Consider the following 16,767-nt stretch of genomic DNA (forward strand, 5'->3'; position numbering starts at 1 on the left):
CGCTATCGCGAGCAAGCTCGCTCCCACAGGGGACAGCGGTGTTCTCTAGAGGAGTTTGTGTTCCATCGCGTACTTCACCAGTTCCGCCAGGGAGGTGATGTTGAGCTTCTGCATCAGCCGCGCCTTGTGGGTGCTGATGGTCTTGCTGCTCAAGGCCAATTGCTGGGCGATGTCGTTGACGTTGGCGCCTTGGGCGAGGCGTTCGAACACCGAAAATTCTCGCTCCGACAGCAATGAATGCAAGGGGCGGGAATCGGTCAGACCTACCTCGAACACCATTCGGTCTGCCAGGTCCGGATCGATGTAACGCCCACCGGCCGCGACTTTGCGGATCGCCGTCAGCAGCAGTGCCGGATCGCTGTCCTTGGTCGCGTAGCCCGCTGCGCCGACCTTTAAAGCACGGGCGGCCATTTGCGCCTCATCGTGCATCGACAACACCAGAATCGCGGGCGGATTGTTCAGCGCCCGAATCCGTGGAATGGCTTCCAGGCCGTTGACACCAGGCATGGAGATATCCAACAGCACCACCTCGCAGGGCACATGTCGCAGGATCTCGAGCAACTGCTCGCCATTGCTCGCCTCCCCCACCACCAACAAATCCTTGGCCAGGCCAATCAACTGCTTGATGCCTTCACGAACGATGGTGTGGTCTTCGGCTACCAGTACACGGATCACAGACTTCTCCATTCTTCTTAATGTCAGAGCCAGGAACATTCGTGAGCAGGTGCTCCAACAAATACCTCAGGCCGCCTCCAAAGGAACACGCACGATCAACGTCGTGCCCTCCCCCGGCTCACTGTCGAGCGACAACTGCCCGCCCATGATCAACACCCGTTCACGCATGCCGACCACGCCAAAGGATGTTGGCCGACCGGTCGTGGCGACAAATCCTACGCCATCGTCGCTGACGGTCAGACACAGTTCGTCGCCTTCACGCACCAATGTCAGTTCGACAGTATGCGCTTGGGCATGCCGCATGACATTGGTTAGCGCCTCCTGAAGAATCCTGAACAATCCAATGGCCATCGCATCACTCAGCACGGGCAGATTGTCCGGTACCTGCACCAGACACGGAATCTGCGTACGCGCCTCGAAACGCCGGGCCTGCCATTCAATGGCAGAAGAGATCCCTGCGTCGAGAATCGGCGGACGGAGCGCCGTCGCCACATCGCGCACGAGCTGAAACAACTGGGCGATCAAACGCTTCATGCTATTCAGGCGCTCATTCAGACCAGGGTCCAATTGGGCGTAGGCCAATTCGCACATGGACGTTTCCAGCTTCAATACCGTGAGCATCTGACCCAACTCGTCGTGAACCTCCCGCGCGATACGAGCTTTTTCCTCCTCCCGCACGCTTTCCAGGTGTGCAGACAATTCACGCAGTTGCTCGCGGGAGCCGGCCAGCTCCAGTTCGATGCGTTTGCTCTCGCTGATGTCCCAAACGATCCCGTCCCAGACGTAGGCACCATCCTCGAGCCGTCGGGTAATCGCCTTGATTTCAGCCCAGCGTTGCTCGCCCTGGCGGGTCAGGATTCGACCTTGCCATGACCAGTCACTGTCGGTATCCAGGGCACGGTCCTGAGTCTGGTGATAGCTCGCCTTGTCATCCGGATGCACCAGACTGCGCAGGCCTTTGTCGCGATGGGCCAGGGTCGCTGGCGAATAGCCAACCAGACTCTCGCTGCCTTCACTGATGTAGGCAAAATCAATCTGCCCTGTTACCGGCGCTCGCTCCAGTCGAAAGACCAAGCCCGGTACGTTGGCGGCAATTCCTTGCAGCCGCGCTTCACTTTCCTGCAACGCAGCCAGTGCGCGACGACGCTCGGTGACATCATTGAGGTAGACCACCAGGTATTCGCCGTCGCGAAAACGCAGGAAACTCAGCGACACATCCGTCGGCAGAATGCTGCCATCGGCACGCACGCAGTTGGTTTCAAAGGATTGCGGCCCCTCTTCGCTGGCCCTGGCGCGTTTCCACAGGTTCAACCAGCGATCCATGTGCAAACCTGGCTCGAAGTCGATCAATGGCCGATCAATGATCCCGTCCGCCGTATAGCCGAGCATGGTTTCGGCGGCACGGTTGGCATAGCGCACATGACTGTCCCAATTCACCCACAAGATACCGACCGTACTTTGGTCGATGGAAAACTGGGTGAGTCGCAAGGCCTCTTCGCTGGCCTTGCGCAACGCGATGTCTTCACGTGCGGCCAAAAGGCGCTGCTCCAGACTGTGCTGCTGCCGACGCTGCCAAAACACAATGGCCATGCTGCTCAGCATGATCACGGCCAACAGAAGACAGAGGTTTTGCCAGAACCCCGGAGACTCGGTCAGGCGCGGGTATTTGGGTTGCAGCCATTGGTTGTGCAGTTGCTCCAGGTCCTTGGCAGGGATCGCTCGCAGGGCGCTTTCGACGATCCCCGCCAGTTCAGGCCAGTCACGACGCGTGGCCACCCGCAGCAACTGCGGTAAGCCGATGTCGCCGACGACCACCAGCCCCGCGAACTCGGGCTCGGCGGACAGCCGCCCCAACTGCGCTTCGTCGACCACGGCGTAGCTGGCTTGTTGACTCAACAGGAGTTGCAACGCCTGGCGCTCGATGGGCACGCCCTGCAGATTCAAATGCGGAAAATTGCTACGCAGGTAATCAGCCGTGGCACCCGGCATGCGCACTGCCACCCGGGTCTGGCTGTCGAGTTTTTCCAGCTCCACTGCACCGTTGCTTTTCTGGTCGCTGACGACCAATTGCGGCACCCGCATGTAGGGGTCTGAAAACTGCCATAGACGCAGACCACCGGGGGTTTGAGTCAATCCCGGCGCGAGGTCGATCTCCCCTTCGCGGGCAGCCGTTTCCAATTGAGCGAGGTCGGGATAGTTTCGCCAGCTCAGCTCGATCTTAAGCGCTTTGGCCAACCACTTCATCAGCTCGACGTTGACACCCGACAGGCGCTGCAAGCGACGATCGTATTGGGCATAGGGCGCCTGCAAAACCAATCCGACCCGCAACTCACGGTGGTCTTCCAACCATTGCTGTTGCCCCGATGACAACTGGGCAACGTGGGCCGGTGGCGCCGACGCCGCCCAGCTCATCAAGGGAAACAACAAGCAGCCGATCAACCACAGGCAGCGAAAACGCATCATTGAAGCTCCGCACACTGACAAACACTGACCAACCCATTAGGCTGCCGGAATCACTTCTGGCCTGGAATATCCGATGCCCCCTGTCTACCGCCTGGCACTGCCAGCATTGTGCCTGTCGCTGATCCTGCCTTGCGCCTTTTCAGTTGAGGCGGCTGATCCTGTTCCGGCGCAAACACCCACCGAAGCAAAACCGGTCGAACGCCAGCCGCTGCCTGAACGCAGCCAGGAAGAGGCCGCAGCGCTGGCGCGAACGATCCCCGCCGAGGAACAGCAACAACTGCAAGCCGGCGACGACACCTTTCTGTCGCTATGGAAACCGGCCAATGTTGCCGAACCCAAAGGCGTAGTCATTATCATCCCGGGCGCCGGCGAAACAGCTGACTGGCCTCAAGCAATCGGTCCATTGCGACGCCAATTACCGAACGCCGGCTGGAGCAGCCTGAGTATCACCTTGCCGGACTTGCAAAGCGATGTCATTGCGCCTCGAGTCCTCGACGTACCGCCCACCATCAAGGCGCCGGATGTCGGGAGCAAGGATTCCACGACCGCCGCGCCTATCGAACAAGCGGCGGGCGGGGAAGCGGACGTAGCAGACAAGGTCGTGGTCGACAGTAGCGAAGAACACGCCAAGGTCGACGCCGAACGGATTTTTGCGCGTCTGGATGCCGCTATTGCCTACGCCGAACAGCAAAGCGCCCCCAGTATCGTGGTATTGGGGCACGGCACTGGTGGTTACTGGGCTGCTCGATATATGAGCGAAAAGCAACCGTCGCAAGTCGAGAAACTTGTGATGGTCGCGGTCCAGACACCCGCCAAGGCGAAACCCGAACTGACCGAACTCACGCCAACCCTGAAGCTACCCACAGCGGACATCTTCTACATGGACAAGCCGCTCGATCGCAACGCAGCGCTGGAGCGATTGCAGGCGAGCAAGCGATTGAAGACGTCGGCGTTCAGTCAGGTGTCGCTGAAATCACTGCCGGGTAACGCCAAGGATCAACAGGAACAACTGGTGCGCCGGGTGCGTGGCTGGTTGAGCCCTAGCGCTGCTGATTGAGCAAAAAGCAGAAGATCGTCCGAAGGCTCGAACCGCGCTCGGACGATCTTTTGATCTTGTGGATGGCTAACGGAAATCCCGCCGCTGACGAATCAACGTGTAGGCGTTATGCAACTCCCGCGTTTTGTCCGTCGCCTCCCGAACCTGCATCGCCGTCGCGCCACTGCCGGCAATTTTGTCCGGATGATGACGACTGAGCAGGCGCCGATAGGCGTGCTTGATCTGCGCCGGATCGCTGGTGGCGGACACTCCCAGCAACCGCATTGCGTCCTGATAGGTCAGGGTATTGCTGACCAACGGACGTTTCTGTGGCTCGTAATCGGTCGCCAGTGCCTGTACCTGCCGCGAACTCCAGCCCAGCCACTTGCCCCACTGCGCAATGAGCTCACGCTCACTGCGCCCCGCCTGGCCGTCGGCCCAGATCATTCGCCAGCAGGCGCGCAACACCCCTTCCGCCGCGAAAGGCTGGGCGCTCAAGCGCCTCAAATGACCACGTAAACGGTCATGCCCGGATTTGCCTCGATTGAACGCGGCAATCGCTCGGCGCTGGGCTGACTCGGTCATTTCCAGCGCACGCATTTCCTGGCGCGCTTGCTGGATGTGCCCATCCACGACGCGTCCGTCACACTTCGCCAGCCGTCCAAGCAGCACAAACAATAGTTCGTCATTGCGCAGTACAGGACGGCCACCGAGCTTTTCCCGCAAATGCCCCCAGCTCTGCAGCTGCAAACGCCGGTCCAACGCCTGCCCTAACAAGGCGCCAAGCATGGCCCCCGGAATGCTGGCTATGGCAAAGCCGGCTCCGGCTCCAATCAGAGTCCCTGGCCACAACATGTCAGCGGCTCGCTTCTAATAGAGTTTCCACTTCAGCGAGACGCTCGTGAGTACCCACATCGACCCAGCGTCCGCTAAGGCGCTCGCCGGTGACCTGCCCTGCCGCCATCGCTGTGCGCAGCAACGGCGCGAGTTTGAACGCGCCCGCAGAACACCCATCGAACAGCTGCGGATGCAGCACGGCAATGCCGCTGTAGGTCAATGTTTCAGCACCCGGCTCATTGTCGCGAACGTGACCGTCGCTCAGACTGAAATCGCCGGTCGGGTGATGAGGCGGGTTGTCCGCCAGCACCAGATGCGCCAACCCGGAGATAGGCTGGTGCAACACGCTGAAGTCATAGTCGGTCCAGATATCACCGTTGACCACCAGGAACGCGTCGTCGCCCAATAGCGGCAATGCACGGAAAATGCCGCCGCCAGTTTCCAGTGGCTCACCCTCCGGCGAGTACTGGATTCGAACGCCGTACTGCGATCCGTCACCCAGATAGTTTTCAATCTGCTGACCGAGCCAGGCGTGGTTGATCACAATTTCGGTAAAGCCAGCGATTGCCAGGGCCTTCAAGTGATACTCGATCAGCGGCACACCACCGGCACGAACCAGCGGCTTGGGCGTGGTCAGGGTCAGCGGGCGCAAGCGTTCGCCTTTGCCTGCCGCCAGAATCATCGCCTTCATGCTGTTCCTCCGCCGCGCAGGCTGTCCAGCAATGCCCCTAGTTCAGCCAGCTCAGGTCGGCGCGCCACAACGTCCTCTATATAAGCAAAGAATCGCGGTACGTCCGCCAGATAGCGCGGCTTGCCGTCGCGGTGACAGATGCGGGCAAAGATCCCGATGACTTTCAGGTGACGTTGCACGCCCATCAGGTCACTGGCACGCAGGAAATCTTCCAGATCCGGCTGAACCGGGATGCCGAGAGCGGCCGCTTGCTGCCAATAATCTTCCAGCCACCCGCGTACACGCTCTTCAGGCCAGCTGAGAAAAGCATCCTTGAACAGGCAGGTCACGTCGTAGGTCACGGGGCCATAGACCGCGTCCTGAAAATCCAGCACGCCGGGGTTGGGCTGGCTGAGCATCAGGTTGCGCGGCATGTAATCACGATGGACCAGCACTTTCGGCTGTGCCAGTGCGCTGTCGATCAACAGATCGCTGGCTTTCTGCCAGAGTGCTTGCTGAGCGGAATCGAACTCGATGCCCAATTCATGCTTGACGTACCACTCTGGGAACAATTCCAGCTCACGCCGCAGCAAGGCCACGTCATAACTTGGCAACGGCGCCACCATTGGCAGTTGCTGAAAAGCCAGCAGTGCCTGCAGCGCGTCCTTGAACAGATCATCGGCGTTTTCGCTGGTGATCACGTCCAGGTACGTCTTGTTTCCAAGGTCATTGAGCAGAAGAAAGCCGCGTTCAAGGTCTTCGGCATAAATTTTCGGCACGTTAATTCCGGATTTCTCCAGCAAAAAAGCAATATCCACGAAGGGTTTGCAGTTTTCCTGAGGCGGAGGTGCGTCCATCACGACGAAACTTCTGCCCTCGCCCTCCCAGCGAAAATACCGCCGAAAACTCGCGTCACTGCTGGCAGCAGTCAACGTGGCCGGGGGTACGACACCCCAGCCCTGATCTGCGTAGAGAATCGCCAATTGCTCATCGAGCCAAACTTTCAGGTGTTGCAAACGTACATCTTGGTCAGGCATTGCAAGGGTCTCCGACGGCGCTAGCCGTCAAGCGGGTCATGCTTTATTATCCAGCATCTTTTTCAGACCATCGAGAGGCGTGCGGCCCACACCGCGGGCAGATGGCACGCAGGAAGCCCGGACTAATAAGATGGCATTGAAATCCCCCGCGTTTCGTAAAAAATTTCCGTTGTTGGTTACCGGCAGTCTGCTGGCCCTGCAACCCCTAGCCACTTCGTTCGTGGTCGCCGCGGAACAGTATGACTGCTCAGTCTCTGCTTCGGGTGCCTGGGACTGTGCGCCAAAATCGCCAGCGGCTGCCCTGCCTCCACGCCCCGTCCATGACGGCAGTGCGGTAGGCGCGAGCGGCGAGACACCGGCCGACAGCGGTTCCAGCGAAGACACCGGCGCCAAAACGGCACTGGTGACCGAGGCCAAGGGACGCGGATTGAAGTCGCGCAGTGCAGACTACAGTCACCTCGACTGGGTTCCACGCGAAAACCTCACAGCAGCGCAATTGGCCGAAACAGGTCCTTACTGCTCTGGTTCCTATATCGAACCGATTCGTCCTGGCATGAATGACAAGACGAGTAAAAGTGACGCCCCGACCTTCCTCGGCGCCAAAGCCTCCCGCTACAAGCAGGATGAGCAGGTCGCTACCCTGGCCGGTGACGTCGTCATGCGCCAGGGCAGCATGCAGGTCGAAGCCGACGAAGCAAATCTTTATCAGGCAGAAAGCCGTGGCGAACTGAGCGGTAATGTCCGGGTTCGTGACAACGGTGCCCTGATCGTCGGCGACCACGCCGATGTCCAGCTCGACACCGGCGAAGCCAAGGTCGACAACGCCGAGTACATTCTGCACAAGTCCCGTATTCGCGGCAGCGCGCTGTACGCCAAACGTGCCGAGAACGCGATCATCCGCCTCAAGGATGGTACGTACACCACGTGCGAACCGAACAGCAACGCCTGGCAGCTCAAGGGTAATAACATCACCCTTAACCCGGCCACCGGCTTCGGCACCGCGACCAACGTGACACTGCGGGTCAAGGACATTCCGGTTCTTTACACGCCATACATCTACTTCCCGATCGATGACCGTCGCCAGTCCGGCTTCCTGCCGCCGACTATCGGCACCGGCACCGATACCGGCTTCATGCTGGTCACGCCGTACTACTTCAACCTGGCGCCGAACTACGACGCCACGTTGTACCCGCGCTACATGAGCAAGCGTGGCTTGTTGATGGAAGGCGAGTTCCGCTACCTGACCCCGTCCAGCGAAGGTCAGTTCGGCGCCGCATACCTCAACGATGACGACACCGAGCGCAGCAAGCAGTCCGATTACGAAAAAACCCGCTATATGTACAACTGGCAGCACAAGGGTGGCCTCGACTCGCGCGTCTTCACGCAGGTCGATTACACCAAGATCAGCGATCCGTATTACTTCCAGGATCTGCAGACTGACCAGATTGGTGTGAAAAGTGCTGATTATGTGAACCAGCAGGGCTCGGTGAGCTATCGCGGCGACAGCTATACCGCCCGACTGAATGCCCAGGCTTATCAGCTGGCGACTGTTTCGAACATCACGCCGTATGACCGTTTGCCGCAGATCACCTTTGATGGTGCGCTGCCGACTCACCCGGGCGGTCTGGATTTCACTTACAACACCGAACTGGTGCGGTTTGATCGCGACCTGAAAAATGGCAACTTCACCGATGAAGACGGCATTTCTACTCCGCGACTAGACACCAACGTACAAGGTCTGGCACGCGCCAATGGCGATCGCCTGAACCTTGCACCGGCTGTCAGCCTGCCGCTGGATTGGTCATACGGGTTCCTGAAACCACAGCTCAAATACCAGTACACTCAGTACCAACTGGATCTGGATGGCATCGGTAAATCCCAAATTGCCGCGCAAAATGCTGAGCAGGACAAGCTCAACGGCACGTTCGACAGCAACCAGAACCGTGGCGTACCGATTGCAAGCATCGACAGTGGCCTGTACTTCGATCGCAAAACCAACTGGTTTGGCAAGAATTACAACCAGACGCTCGAACCACGCTTGTACTACCTCTACGTCCCAGAGACGGATCAGGAAGATATTCCAGTCTTTGACACCAGCGAGTACACCTTCAATTACGGGTCATTGTTCCGCGACAACCGTTTCTCGGGTTCCGACCGTGTCGGCGACGAGAACAAACTGTCCCTGGGCGTGACCAGCCGCTGGATTGAAGACAACGGTTTCGAGCGTCAACGCATCAGCGTCGGCCAGGCGTACTACTTCAAGAACCGTGAAGTCCAGCTGCCAGGTATCGACGCTAAAACCCGCGAAGACGCGAAGTCCAAGGTTTCGCCTTACGCGCTGGAATATGAATATCGCTGGAACCGCGATTGGCGCACCACCGCCGATTACAACTGGGACCCGGATACCCGCAGCCCTCGCTCGGGTAGTGCGATGTTCCACTACCAGCCTGAAGACAACCCGAACAAGGTTATCAACGCCGGTTATCGCTATCGCAACGACCAGGTTCGCTACGACCAGAACACCGGTAAGTGGGCTGTGGGCGGCGGTGACTACGGCACTCCGGGCCAACCTGGCTACGTGAAGGACTACTACAAGATTCAACAGCACGACTTCTCGGTGATCTGGCCGATCGTGCCGCAATGGAACCTCATCAGCCGCTGGCAGTATGACTACAACCGTAACCGTACCCTGGATGCCTTCGGTGGCTTCGAGTACGACAACTGCTGCTGGAAACTGCGCGTGATCAACCGCTACTTCGTCGACTACGACGAAACCAGCCAAGACGCTCCGCAAAACGAAAAAGGCGACCATGGCGTCTTCCTCCAAATTGTTCTGAAGGGACTCGGCGGCCTCACCGGCGCCAAAGTAGAGAGCTTCCTCGACAAAGGCATCCAAGGTTATCGTGAACGTGAAGACCAAGCTTTCTGATTGTCTGCGCCCGCTTGTGCTGGGCGCGCTGTTCCTGGGTACCGCGGCCAACGCCGCGGTACAGTCCATCGATAAAGTGGTGGCCATCGTCGACAACGACGTGGTCATGCAGAGCCAACTGGACCAACGGGTTCATGAAGTTCAGCAAACCATCGCCAAGCGTGGTGCCGCTGCACCGCCGCCTGGCGTGCTGGATCAGCAGGTGCTGGAGCGTTTGATCGTCGAAAACCTGCAACTGCAGATCGGCGAACGCTCCGGCATCCGTATTACCGATGAAGAACTGAACCAGGCTGTCGGCACCATTGCACAACGCAACAACATGACCGTGGATCAATTCCGCGCGGCCCTGACTCGCGATGGCTTGTCTTACGACGACGCCCGTGACCAGATCCGTCGCGAAATGATCATCAGCCGTGTACGTCAGCGTCGCGTGGCCGAGCGCATCCAGGTATCAGAGCAGGAAGTGAAAAACTTTCTTGCTTCCGACCTTGGCAAGATGCAGCTGTCCGAAGAGTTCCGCCTGGCCAACATCCTGATTCCTACGCCGGAAAGCGCCAACTCCGACGCGATTCAGAATGCTGCCAAACAAGCGGACGCGGTTTACCAGCAGCTCAAGCAAGGCGCTGACTTCGGTCAGCTGGCAATCGCCAAATCCGCCAGCGAGACAGCACTGGAAGGCGGCGACATGGGCTGGCGTAAAGCAGCTCAATTGCCACCACCGTTCGACCGGATGCTGAGCACCATGGCGGTTGGGGACATCACCCAGCCAATGCGCACGCCAGGTGGCTTCATCATCCTGAAGATTCTCGACAAGCGTGGCGGCGAGGCCCAGGTACGTGACGAAGTGCACGTGCGTCATATCCTGGTCAAACCTAGCCCGATCCGTGATGAAGCAAAAACCAAGGCTTTGGCTGAGTCGCTCTACACACGCATCGAATCAGGCGAAGACTTCGGCGAGCTGGCCAAGAGCTATTCGGAAGACCCGGGCTCCGCCCTCAACGGTGGCGACCTGAACTGGATCGACCCGAATGCACTGGTGCCTGAATTCCGTGAAGTGATGGCTAACACCCCGCAAGGCAAACTGTCCAAGCCGTTCCAGACTCAATACGGCTGGCACGTCCTGGAAGTCCTTGGTCGCCGCGCTACCGACAGCACCAACCAGGCACGCGAGCAGCAAGCAATGACCGTCCTGCGTAACCGCAAGTACGACGAAGAGCTGCAAACCTGGCTGCGTCAGATCCGTGACGAAGCGTACGTAGAAATCAAACTCCCTGGTGCAGACCAGGCAGCGCAGTGAAACCCCAACGTTTCGCGCTGACACCCGGCGAACCAGCCGGCATAGGTCCTGACCTGTGCCTGCTGCTTGCCTCGCAAGCCCAGCCGCACCCCCTGATTGCCATTACCAGCCGTGACCTGCTCCTTGAGCGCGCCGTGCAGCTGGGCGTGGCTGTCGATCTGCTTGCGGTGACACCTGACCATTGGCCAGATACCCCGGCGCCAGCCAACAGCCTGTACGTGTGGGACACTCCGCTCAACGCCAAGGTCATCGCCGGGCAACTGGACAAAGCCAATGCTGCGTTCGTGCTCGAAACCTTGACCCGTGCGGGCCAAGGCTGCCTGGATGGACATTTCGCAGGCATGATCACCGCGCCAGTTCATAAAGGCGTGATCAACGAGTCGGGGATCCCCTTCTCCGGGCACACGGAATTTCTCGCCGACCTGACCCAGACCGCGCAAGTGGTGATGATGCTGGCGACTCGCGGATTGCGCGTGGCGCTGGTCACCACTCACCTGCCCCTTCGGGACATTGCCGACGCAATCACACCGGAGCGTCTGGAGCGGGTCACTCGAATCCTGCACGCCGATCTGCAGGAAAAATTCGGCATCGCCCAGCCTCGCATCCTGGTCTGCGGGCTTAACCCGCACGCCGGTGAAGGCGGTCACCTGGGCCATGAAGAAATCGACATCATTGAACCTACATTAGAGCGCCTGCGTGGCGAGGGTATGGACCTTCGGGGCCCCCTTCCCGCCGACACTCTGTTTACCCCCAAATATCTGGAGCACTGCGACGCGGTGCTGGCGATGTACCACGACCAGGGCCTGCCGGTACTGAAGTACAAAGGCTTCGGCGCGGCAGTGAACGTGACTCTGGGCTTGCCAATCATCCGCACCTCGGTCGACCACGGCACAGCCCTGGACCTGGCCGGCAGCGGAAAAATCGACACCGGCAGCCTGCAAGTCGCCCTGGAAACCGCTTACCAGATGGCCGAGACCCGTTTATGACCGAGCATTATCAACACAAGGCGCGCAAACGCTTTGGCCAGAACTTCCTGCACGATGCCGGGGTTATCGACCGCATCCTGCGCTCCATCCATGCCAAGGCCGAAGATCGCCTGCTGGAAATCGGCCCAGGCCAGGGCGCATTGACCCAAGGCCTGTTGAGCAGCGGCGGTCAGCTCGACGTAGTGGAACTGGACAAGGACCTGATCCCGATCCTGAACCAGCAGTTCGCCAGCAAGAGCAACTTCAACCTGCACCAGGGCGATGCACTGAAGTTTGACTTCAACAGCCTGAATGCAGCACCCGGCAGTCTTCGGGTCGTCGGCAACCTGCCGTACAACATTTCCACCCCGCTGATCTTTCACCTCCTGCACAACGCCAGCCTGATCCGTGACATGCACTTCATGTTGCAAAAGGAAGTGGTCGAGCGCATGGCTGCAGGCCCCGGTGGCGGTGACTGGGGTCGTCTGTCGATCATGGTTCAGTACCACTGCCGCGTGGAGCATTTGTTCAACGTAGGCCCTGGCGCGTTCAATCCGCCGCCTAAAGTCGATTCGGCCATCGTGCGCCTGGTGCCTCACGCGGTGCTTCCGCACCCGGCCAAGGATCACAAACTGCTGGAACGCGTCGTGCGCGAAGCCTTCAACCAGCGCCGTAAAACCTTGCGTAACACTCTCAAGCTGCTGCTCAGCAATGACGAGATCGAAGCGGCCGGAGTCGATGGCAGCCTGCGCCCGGAGCAACTCGATCTGGCCGCGTTCGTACGCCTGGCCGACAAGCTCAGCGAACAAGTCCTGCAGAAACCCGACGCAGACTGAGACAAACGAGCGTTATCGGGTAAGACACCAGCCGTCAGGTCTGGTTTACTACCCGATACTTGGCCTAGACTGAGTTCTATCAGCTACGCCCCGCGTCCCGCTTCGTTTTTAAGGCCTCTTGCATGTCCGATCCTCGCTATCAGGTCGACGTCAGCGTCGTCACCCGCTATCTGGCAGAACAATCGCAACCCGAGCACGAACGCTTTGCCTTCGCTTACACCATCACCGTGCAAAATAATGGCGAGCTACCCGCCAAGCTGCTGTCGCGGCATTGGGTAATCACCGATGGTGACGGGCATGTCGAGGAGGTTCGTGGTGCGGGCGTCGTTGGCCAGCAACCGTTGATCGATCCGGGCAAAAGCCACACCTATAGCAGTGGCACGGTGATGACTTCCAAAGTCGGCACGATGCAGGGCACCTATGAAATGATCGCCGACGATGGCAAGCATTTTGATGCTGTCATCGCACCATTCCGTCTGGCGGTGCCCGGAGCCCTGCACTGATGGCAACGTACGCCGTCGGTGACTTGCAGGGCTGTCTTGAGGCATTGCAATGCCTGCTCAAGAAAGTCGCCTACGACCCGACTAAAGACCGTTTGTGGCTGGTAGGCGACCTGGTCAACCGCGGCCCCCAATCCCTGGAAACCCTGCGCTTCCTCTATAGCATCCGTGAATCGCTGGTGTGCGTGCTCGGCAACCATGACCTGCATTTGCTGGCTGCGGGAAAGAACATCGAACGCCTGAAAAAAAGCGACACCCTTCGTGACATTATCGAGGCTCCCGATGGCGCAGAGTTGCTGGACTGGTTGCGCCAGCAGAAGCTCATGCACTACGACGAACAACGCAACGTCGCGTTGGTGCATGCCGGCATTCCGCCGCAATGGTCGCTGCGTAAAGCCCTCAAGTGTGCCGCCGAGGTCGAAGCGGCCCTGCAAGACGACAACATGCTTCCGCTTTACCTCGACGGCATGTACGGCAACGATCCGGCGAAATGGGACAGCGACCTCAAAGGCGTCACGCGCCTGAGGGTGATTACCAACTATTTCACCCGCATGCGTTTCTGCACCGCCGAAGGCAAGCTCGATCTCAAGAGCAAGGAAGGCGTCGATTCAGCACCGCCAGGTTACAAGCCCTGGTTTCAGCACAAGGAACGCAAAACCAAGGACGTTAAAATCATCTTTGGTCACTGGGCCGCGCTGGAAGGCAAAGTGCTTGAACCGGGCATTTCGGCGCTCGACACCGGCTGTGTCTGGGGCGGTGCCCTGACCCTGATGGATGTCGACAGCGGCGAGCGCCTGTCCTGCAAATGCGATGAGCATGGCCATGTAGCCAAACCGCCAGTCGCCCAGACTATTTCCGAATCATCGTCAGCCAGCGCCCAGCGCTAGACTGCGCTTTCAGCCGAGCCACAGGAGCCCGCCATGAGCGAATTCAAACGTATCCCCCCAGAACAGGCCCAGGCCCTGCGTGAACAAGGCGCAGTGGTAGTCGATGTTCGCGATCCACAAACCTATGCTGCGCTACACATCGCTGGTTCCAAACATCTGGACAACGTTTCCATCTCGGATTTCATCCGGGCAGCCGACCTCGATGCACCGACCGTCGTGGTCTGCTACCACGGCAATTCCAGCCAGGGCGCTGCGGCATATCTGGTTAGTCAGGGCTTCTCCGACGTCTACAGCATGGACGGCGGTTTTGAGTTGTGGCGTACGACCTATCCTTCAGATACCGCGCAAAGCACTTCTGAATAATATTTTTGTAACGCGCAAGCCCCCGTCTCCCGTGGGCTTGCACCGAGGCAGACGAACGGTCAGCCACAACTAATTACGTATCTCGCCTTTACCTCCCGAATTCCCAACTATCCTTAAGCCCAGGCCATCCAAAACAGGGGAGAGCCGGTACACCGGCGCGCGGGTCATCGGGAGTAGCTTTCGCAGTCGTCAGCTGTGAAAGAGTTCTGGGGGGTAAACAGCGACTGCCTGTTCGGTTGCTGCCAGCATCGACTGAGTGATCCGGCGTCGGCTCCACGTATCGAGCGAGGTGACGTCATGAGTATCTTTAGCCACTTCCAACAACGCTTCGAATCCACACGCCAGGAAGAACTCTCGCTGCAAGAGTATCTTGAGCTGTGCAAAAAGGACCGCAGCGCCTATGTATCCGCCGCCGAACGCTTGTTGCTGGCTATCGGTGAACCGGAGCTGCTCGACACCTCAACCAACTCGAGGCTGTCGCGAATCTTCTCCAACAAGGTTATTCGACGCTATCCGGCCTTTGAAGACTTCCACGGGATGGAAGAATGCATCGACCAGATCGTGTCGTATTTCCGTCATGCCGCTCAGGGCCTCGAAGAGAAGAAACAAATCCTCTATCTGCTCGGCCCCGTGGGTGGCGGTAAATCGTCCCTCGCCGAGAAGCTCAAACAGTTGATCGAAAAGGTGCCCTTCTACGCGATCAAGGGCTCACCGGTATTCGAATCGCCCCTGGGTCTGTTCAACGCCACTGAAGATGGCGCGATCCTTGAAGAAGATTTTGGCATTCCGCGTCGCTACCTCAACACCATCATGTCGCCATGGGCGACCAAGCGCCTGGCCGAGTTCGGCGGGGACATCAGCCAGTTCCGCGTGGTGAAGCTTTATCCATCCATTCTCAACCAGATCGCGGTGGCCAAAACCGAGCCGGGAGACGAGAACAACCAGGACATCTCCGCGCTGGTGGGCAAGGTCGATATCCGCAAACTGGAGGAATACCCACAGAACGACGCCGATGCTTACAGCTACTCGGGCGCACTGTGCCGGGCCAACCAGGGCCTGATGGAATTCGTCGAAATGTTCAAGGCGCCGATCAAGGTGCTACACCCGTTGCTGACCGCCACTCAGGAAGGTAACTACAACAGTACCGAAGGGTTGGGGGCCATTCCGTTTACCGGGATCCTGCTCGCTCACTCCAACGAATCAGAATGGCACACCTTCCGTAACAACAAGAACAACGAAGCCTTCATCGACCGGATCTACATCGTCAAAGTGCCGTACTGCCTGCGGGTCAGCGACGAGGTGAAGATTTACGACAAGCTGCTGTTCAACAGTTCGCTGGCCAAAGCTCATTGCGCGCCAGACACTTTGAAGATGCTCGCCCAGTTCACCGTGCTCTCGCGCCTCAAAGAACCGGAGAACTCCAACATCTATTCCAAGATGCGGGTGTATGACGGCGAGAACCTCAAGGACACTGATCCGAAAGCCAAATCGATACAGGAATACCGCGATAACGCTGGTGTCGACGAAGGCATGAACGGGCTATCGACGCGTTTTGCATTCAAGATTCTGTCGAAAGTCTTCAACTTCGATCCGCACGAAATCGCCGCCAACCCGGTCCACCTGCTTTATGTACTTGAGCAGCAGATCGAACAGGAGCAATTCCAGGCCGAGACGCGCGAACGCTACCTGCGCTTCCTCAAGGAATACCTTGCACCGCGTTATATCGAATTCATCGGCAAGGAGATCCAGACCGCCTACCTCGAGTCTTACAGCGAGTACGGCCAGAACATCTTCGATCGCTACGTGCTGTACGCAGACTTCTGGATTCAGGATCAGGAATATCGCGATCCGGAAACCGGCGAGATCCTCAATCGGGTGGCGTTGAACGAAGAGCTGGAAAAAATCGAAAAACCGGCAGGCATCAGCAATCCGAAGGATTTCCGCAACGAAATCGTCAACTTCGTACTGCGCGCCCGCGCCAACAACAATGGCAAGAACCCGACCTGGCTCAGCTACGAAAAACTTCGCGTGGTCATCGAGAAGAAAATGTTCTCCAACACCGAAGACTTGCTGCCAGTTATCAGCTTCAACGCCAAGGCGAGCAAAGAGGATCAACAGAAGCACAACGACTTCGTTACACGAATGGTCGAGCGCGGGTATACCGACAAACAGGTACGACTGCTGTCCGAGTGGTATCTGAGGGTTAGAAAGTCCCAATAAGGGAGCGGCAAGCGGCAAGCGGCACATCACCAACGAACACGCGCTGTTTGCG

14 protein-coding genes are annotated in these 16,767 nt (G+C 58.5%); 9 read left to right on the forward strand and 5 right to left on the reverse strand.

From position 1 onward, the window contains the following. Positions 1-45: 45 nt before the first annotated feature. Both H7698_RS29745 and H7698_RS29750 read right to left on the reverse strand, forming a co-directional pair. On the reverse strand, positions 46-675 hold the full coding sequence (locus H7698_RS29745; RefSeq protein WP_162436274.1) for a response regulator transcription factor: 630 nt from the start codon (positions 673-675) through the stop codon (positions 46-48). 66 nt (positions 676-741) lie between these two features. Next, complete coding sequence (locus H7698_RS29750) at positions 742-3,138, reverse strand: PAS domain-containing sensor histidine kinase (RefSeq protein ID WP_194693787.1); 2,397 nt, start codon at positions 3,136-3,138, stop codon at positions 742-744. Positions 3,139-3,211: 73 nt separating this feature from the next. On the opposite strand from H7698_RS29750, the gene H7698_RS29755 reads away from it, so the two are divergent. Then, positions 3,212-4,195 (forward strand): alpha/beta hydrolase family protein, encoded by a 984-nt coding sequence (locus H7698_RS29755; RefSeq protein ID WP_194693788.1) that lies wholly within the window; start codon positions 3,212-3,214, stop codon positions 4,193-4,195. 66 nt (positions 4,196-4,261) lie between these two features. Here H7698_RS29755 and H7698_RS29760 read toward each other — a convergent pair whose 3' ends face one another. From H7698_RS29760 to H7698_RS29770, 3 genes are read right to left on the reverse strand one after another with little or no spacing between them, the layout of a single operon-like run. Next, entirely contained in the window at positions 4,262-5,029 is a 768-nt protein-coding gene (locus H7698_RS29760; protein ID WP_162436271.1) for a DnaJ domain-containing protein, read from the reverse strand. A 1-nt stretch (position 5,030) separates the two neighbouring features. Next, positions 5,031-5,702, reverse strand: a complete 672-nt coding sequence (gene murU, locus H7698_RS29765) for an N-acetylmuramate alpha-1-phosphate uridylyltransferase MurU (protein ID WP_194693789.1) — start codon at positions 5,700-5,702, stop codon at positions 5,031-5,033. After that, complete coding sequence (locus H7698_RS29770; RefSeq protein WP_194693790.1) at positions 5,699-6,718, reverse strand: aminoglycoside phosphotransferase family protein; 1,020 nt, start codon at positions 6,716-6,718, stop codon at positions 5,699-5,701. The genes murU and H7698_RS29770 overlap by 4 nt, the downstream gene beginning before the upstream one ends. 130 nt (positions 6,719-6,848) lie before the next feature. On the opposite strand from H7698_RS29770, the gene H7698_RS29775 reads away from it, so the two are divergent. The 8 genes from H7698_RS29775 (at position 6,849) to H7698_RS29810 (ending at position 16,715) form a co-directional block, all read left to right on the forward strand. Continuing rightward, positions 6,849-9,647, forward strand: coding sequence for an LPS-assembly protein LptD (locus H7698_RS29775; RefSeq protein ID WP_194693791.1), 2,799 nt, complete (start codon positions 6,849-6,851; stop codon positions 9,645-9,647). Then, positions 9,628-10,944 carry a peptidylprolyl isomerase SurA gene (gene surA, locus H7698_RS29780; protein ID WP_194693792.1) on the forward strand — a complete coding sequence of 439 codons (1,317 nt, stop codon included), beginning with the start codon at positions 9,628-9,630 and terminating at the stop codon, positions 10,942-10,944. Before H7698_RS29775 ends, surA begins: the two co-directional genes overlap by 20 nt. Beyond that, a complete protein-coding gene (gene pdxA / locus H7698_RS29785; RefSeq protein WP_194693793.1) occupies positions 10,941-11,930 on the forward strand; it encodes a 4-hydroxythreonine-4-phosphate dehydrogenase PdxA in 990 nt (329 codons plus the stop codon). Before surA ends, pdxA begins: the two co-directional genes overlap by 4 nt. Then, complete coding sequence (gene rsmA, locus H7698_RS29790) at positions 11,927-12,745, forward strand: 16S rRNA (adenine(1518)-N(6)/adenine(1519)-N(6))-dimethyltransferase RsmA (protein ID WP_194693794.1); 819 nt, start codon at positions 11,927-11,929, stop codon at positions 12,743-12,745. The genes pdxA and rsmA overlap by 4 nt, the downstream gene beginning before the upstream one ends. Before the next feature lie 122 nt (positions 12,746-12,867). Next, a complete protein-coding gene (apaG, locus tag H7698_RS29795; RefSeq protein WP_162436264.1) occupies positions 12,868-13,248 on the forward strand; it encodes a Co2+/Mg2+ efflux protein ApaG in 381 nt (126 codons plus the stop codon). Beyond that, complete coding sequence (locus H7698_RS29800; RefSeq protein ID WP_194693795.1) at positions 13,248-14,132, forward strand: symmetrical bis(5'-nucleosyl)-tetraphosphatase; 885 nt, start codon at positions 13,248-13,250, stop codon at positions 14,130-14,132. Before apaG ends, H7698_RS29800 begins: the two co-directional genes overlap by 1 nt. Positions 14,133-14,165: 33 nt before the next feature. Continuing rightward, positions 14,166-14,495: a thiosulfate sulfurtransferase GlpE gene (gene glpE, locus H7698_RS29805; protein ID WP_194693796.1), complete on the forward strand. Its 330-nt coding sequence runs from the start codon at positions 14,166-14,168 to the stop codon at positions 14,493-14,495. A gap of 297 nt (positions 14,496-14,792) precedes the next feature. Next, positions 14,793-16,715, forward strand: a complete 1,923-nt coding sequence (locus H7698_RS29810) for a PrkA family serine protein kinase (RefSeq protein WP_046029985.1) — start codon at positions 14,793-14,795, stop codon at positions 16,713-16,715. Positions 16,716-16,767: the final 52 nt, after the last annotated feature.

It is taken from the genome of Pseudomonas sp. p50(2008), from assembly GCF_015351605.1.
Classification (GTDB): domain Bacteria; phylum Pseudomonadota; class Gammaproteobacteria; order Pseudomonadales; family Pseudomonadaceae; genus Aquipseudomonas.

Bases quoted from the DNA above. Each gene is read 5' to 3' on its own strand.
- H7698_RS29800 (WP_194693795.1), top strand. From the start codon at position 13,248: ATGGCAACGTACGCCGTCGGTGACTTGCAGGGCTGTCTTGAGGCATTG.
- H7698_RS29775 (WP_194693791.1), top strand. From the start codon at position 6,849: ATGGCATTGAAATCCCCCGCGTTTCGTAAAAAATTTCCGTTGTTGGTT.
- H7698_RS29770 (WP_194693790.1), bottom strand. From the start codon at position 6,718: ATGCCTGACCAAGATGTACGTTTGCAACACCTGAAAGTTTGGCTCGAT.
- murU (WP_194693789.1), bottom strand. From the start codon at position 5,702: ATGAAGGCGATGATTCTGGCGGCAGGCAAAGGCGAACGCTTGCGCCCG.
- H7698_RS29810 (WP_046029985.1), top strand. From the start codon at position 14,793: ATGAGTATCTTTAGCCACTTCCAACAACGCTTCGAATCCACACGCCAG.
- H7698_RS29760 (WP_162436271.1), bottom strand. From the start codon at position 5,029: ATGTTGTGGCCAGGGACTCTGATTGGAGCCGGAGCCGGCTTTGCCATA.
- H7698_RS29750 (WP_194693787.1), bottom strand. From the start codon at position 3,138: ATGATGCGTTTTCGCTGCCTGTGGTTGATCGGCTGCTTGTTGTTTCCC.
- H7698_RS29755 (WP_194693788.1), top strand. From the start codon at position 3,212: ATGCCCCCTGTCTACCGCCTGGCACTGCCAGCATTGTGCCTGTCGCTG.
- apaG (WP_162436264.1), top strand. From the start codon at position 12,868: ATGTCCGATCCTCGCTATCAGGTCGACGTCAGCGTCGTCACCCGCTAT.
- rsmA (WP_194693794.1), top strand. From the start codon at position 11,927: ATGACCGAGCATTATCAACACAAGGCGCGCAAACGCTTTGGCCAGAAC.
- glpE (WP_194693796.1), top strand. From the start codon at position 14,166: ATGAGCGAATTCAAACGTATCCCCCCAGAACAGGCCCAGGCCCTGCGT.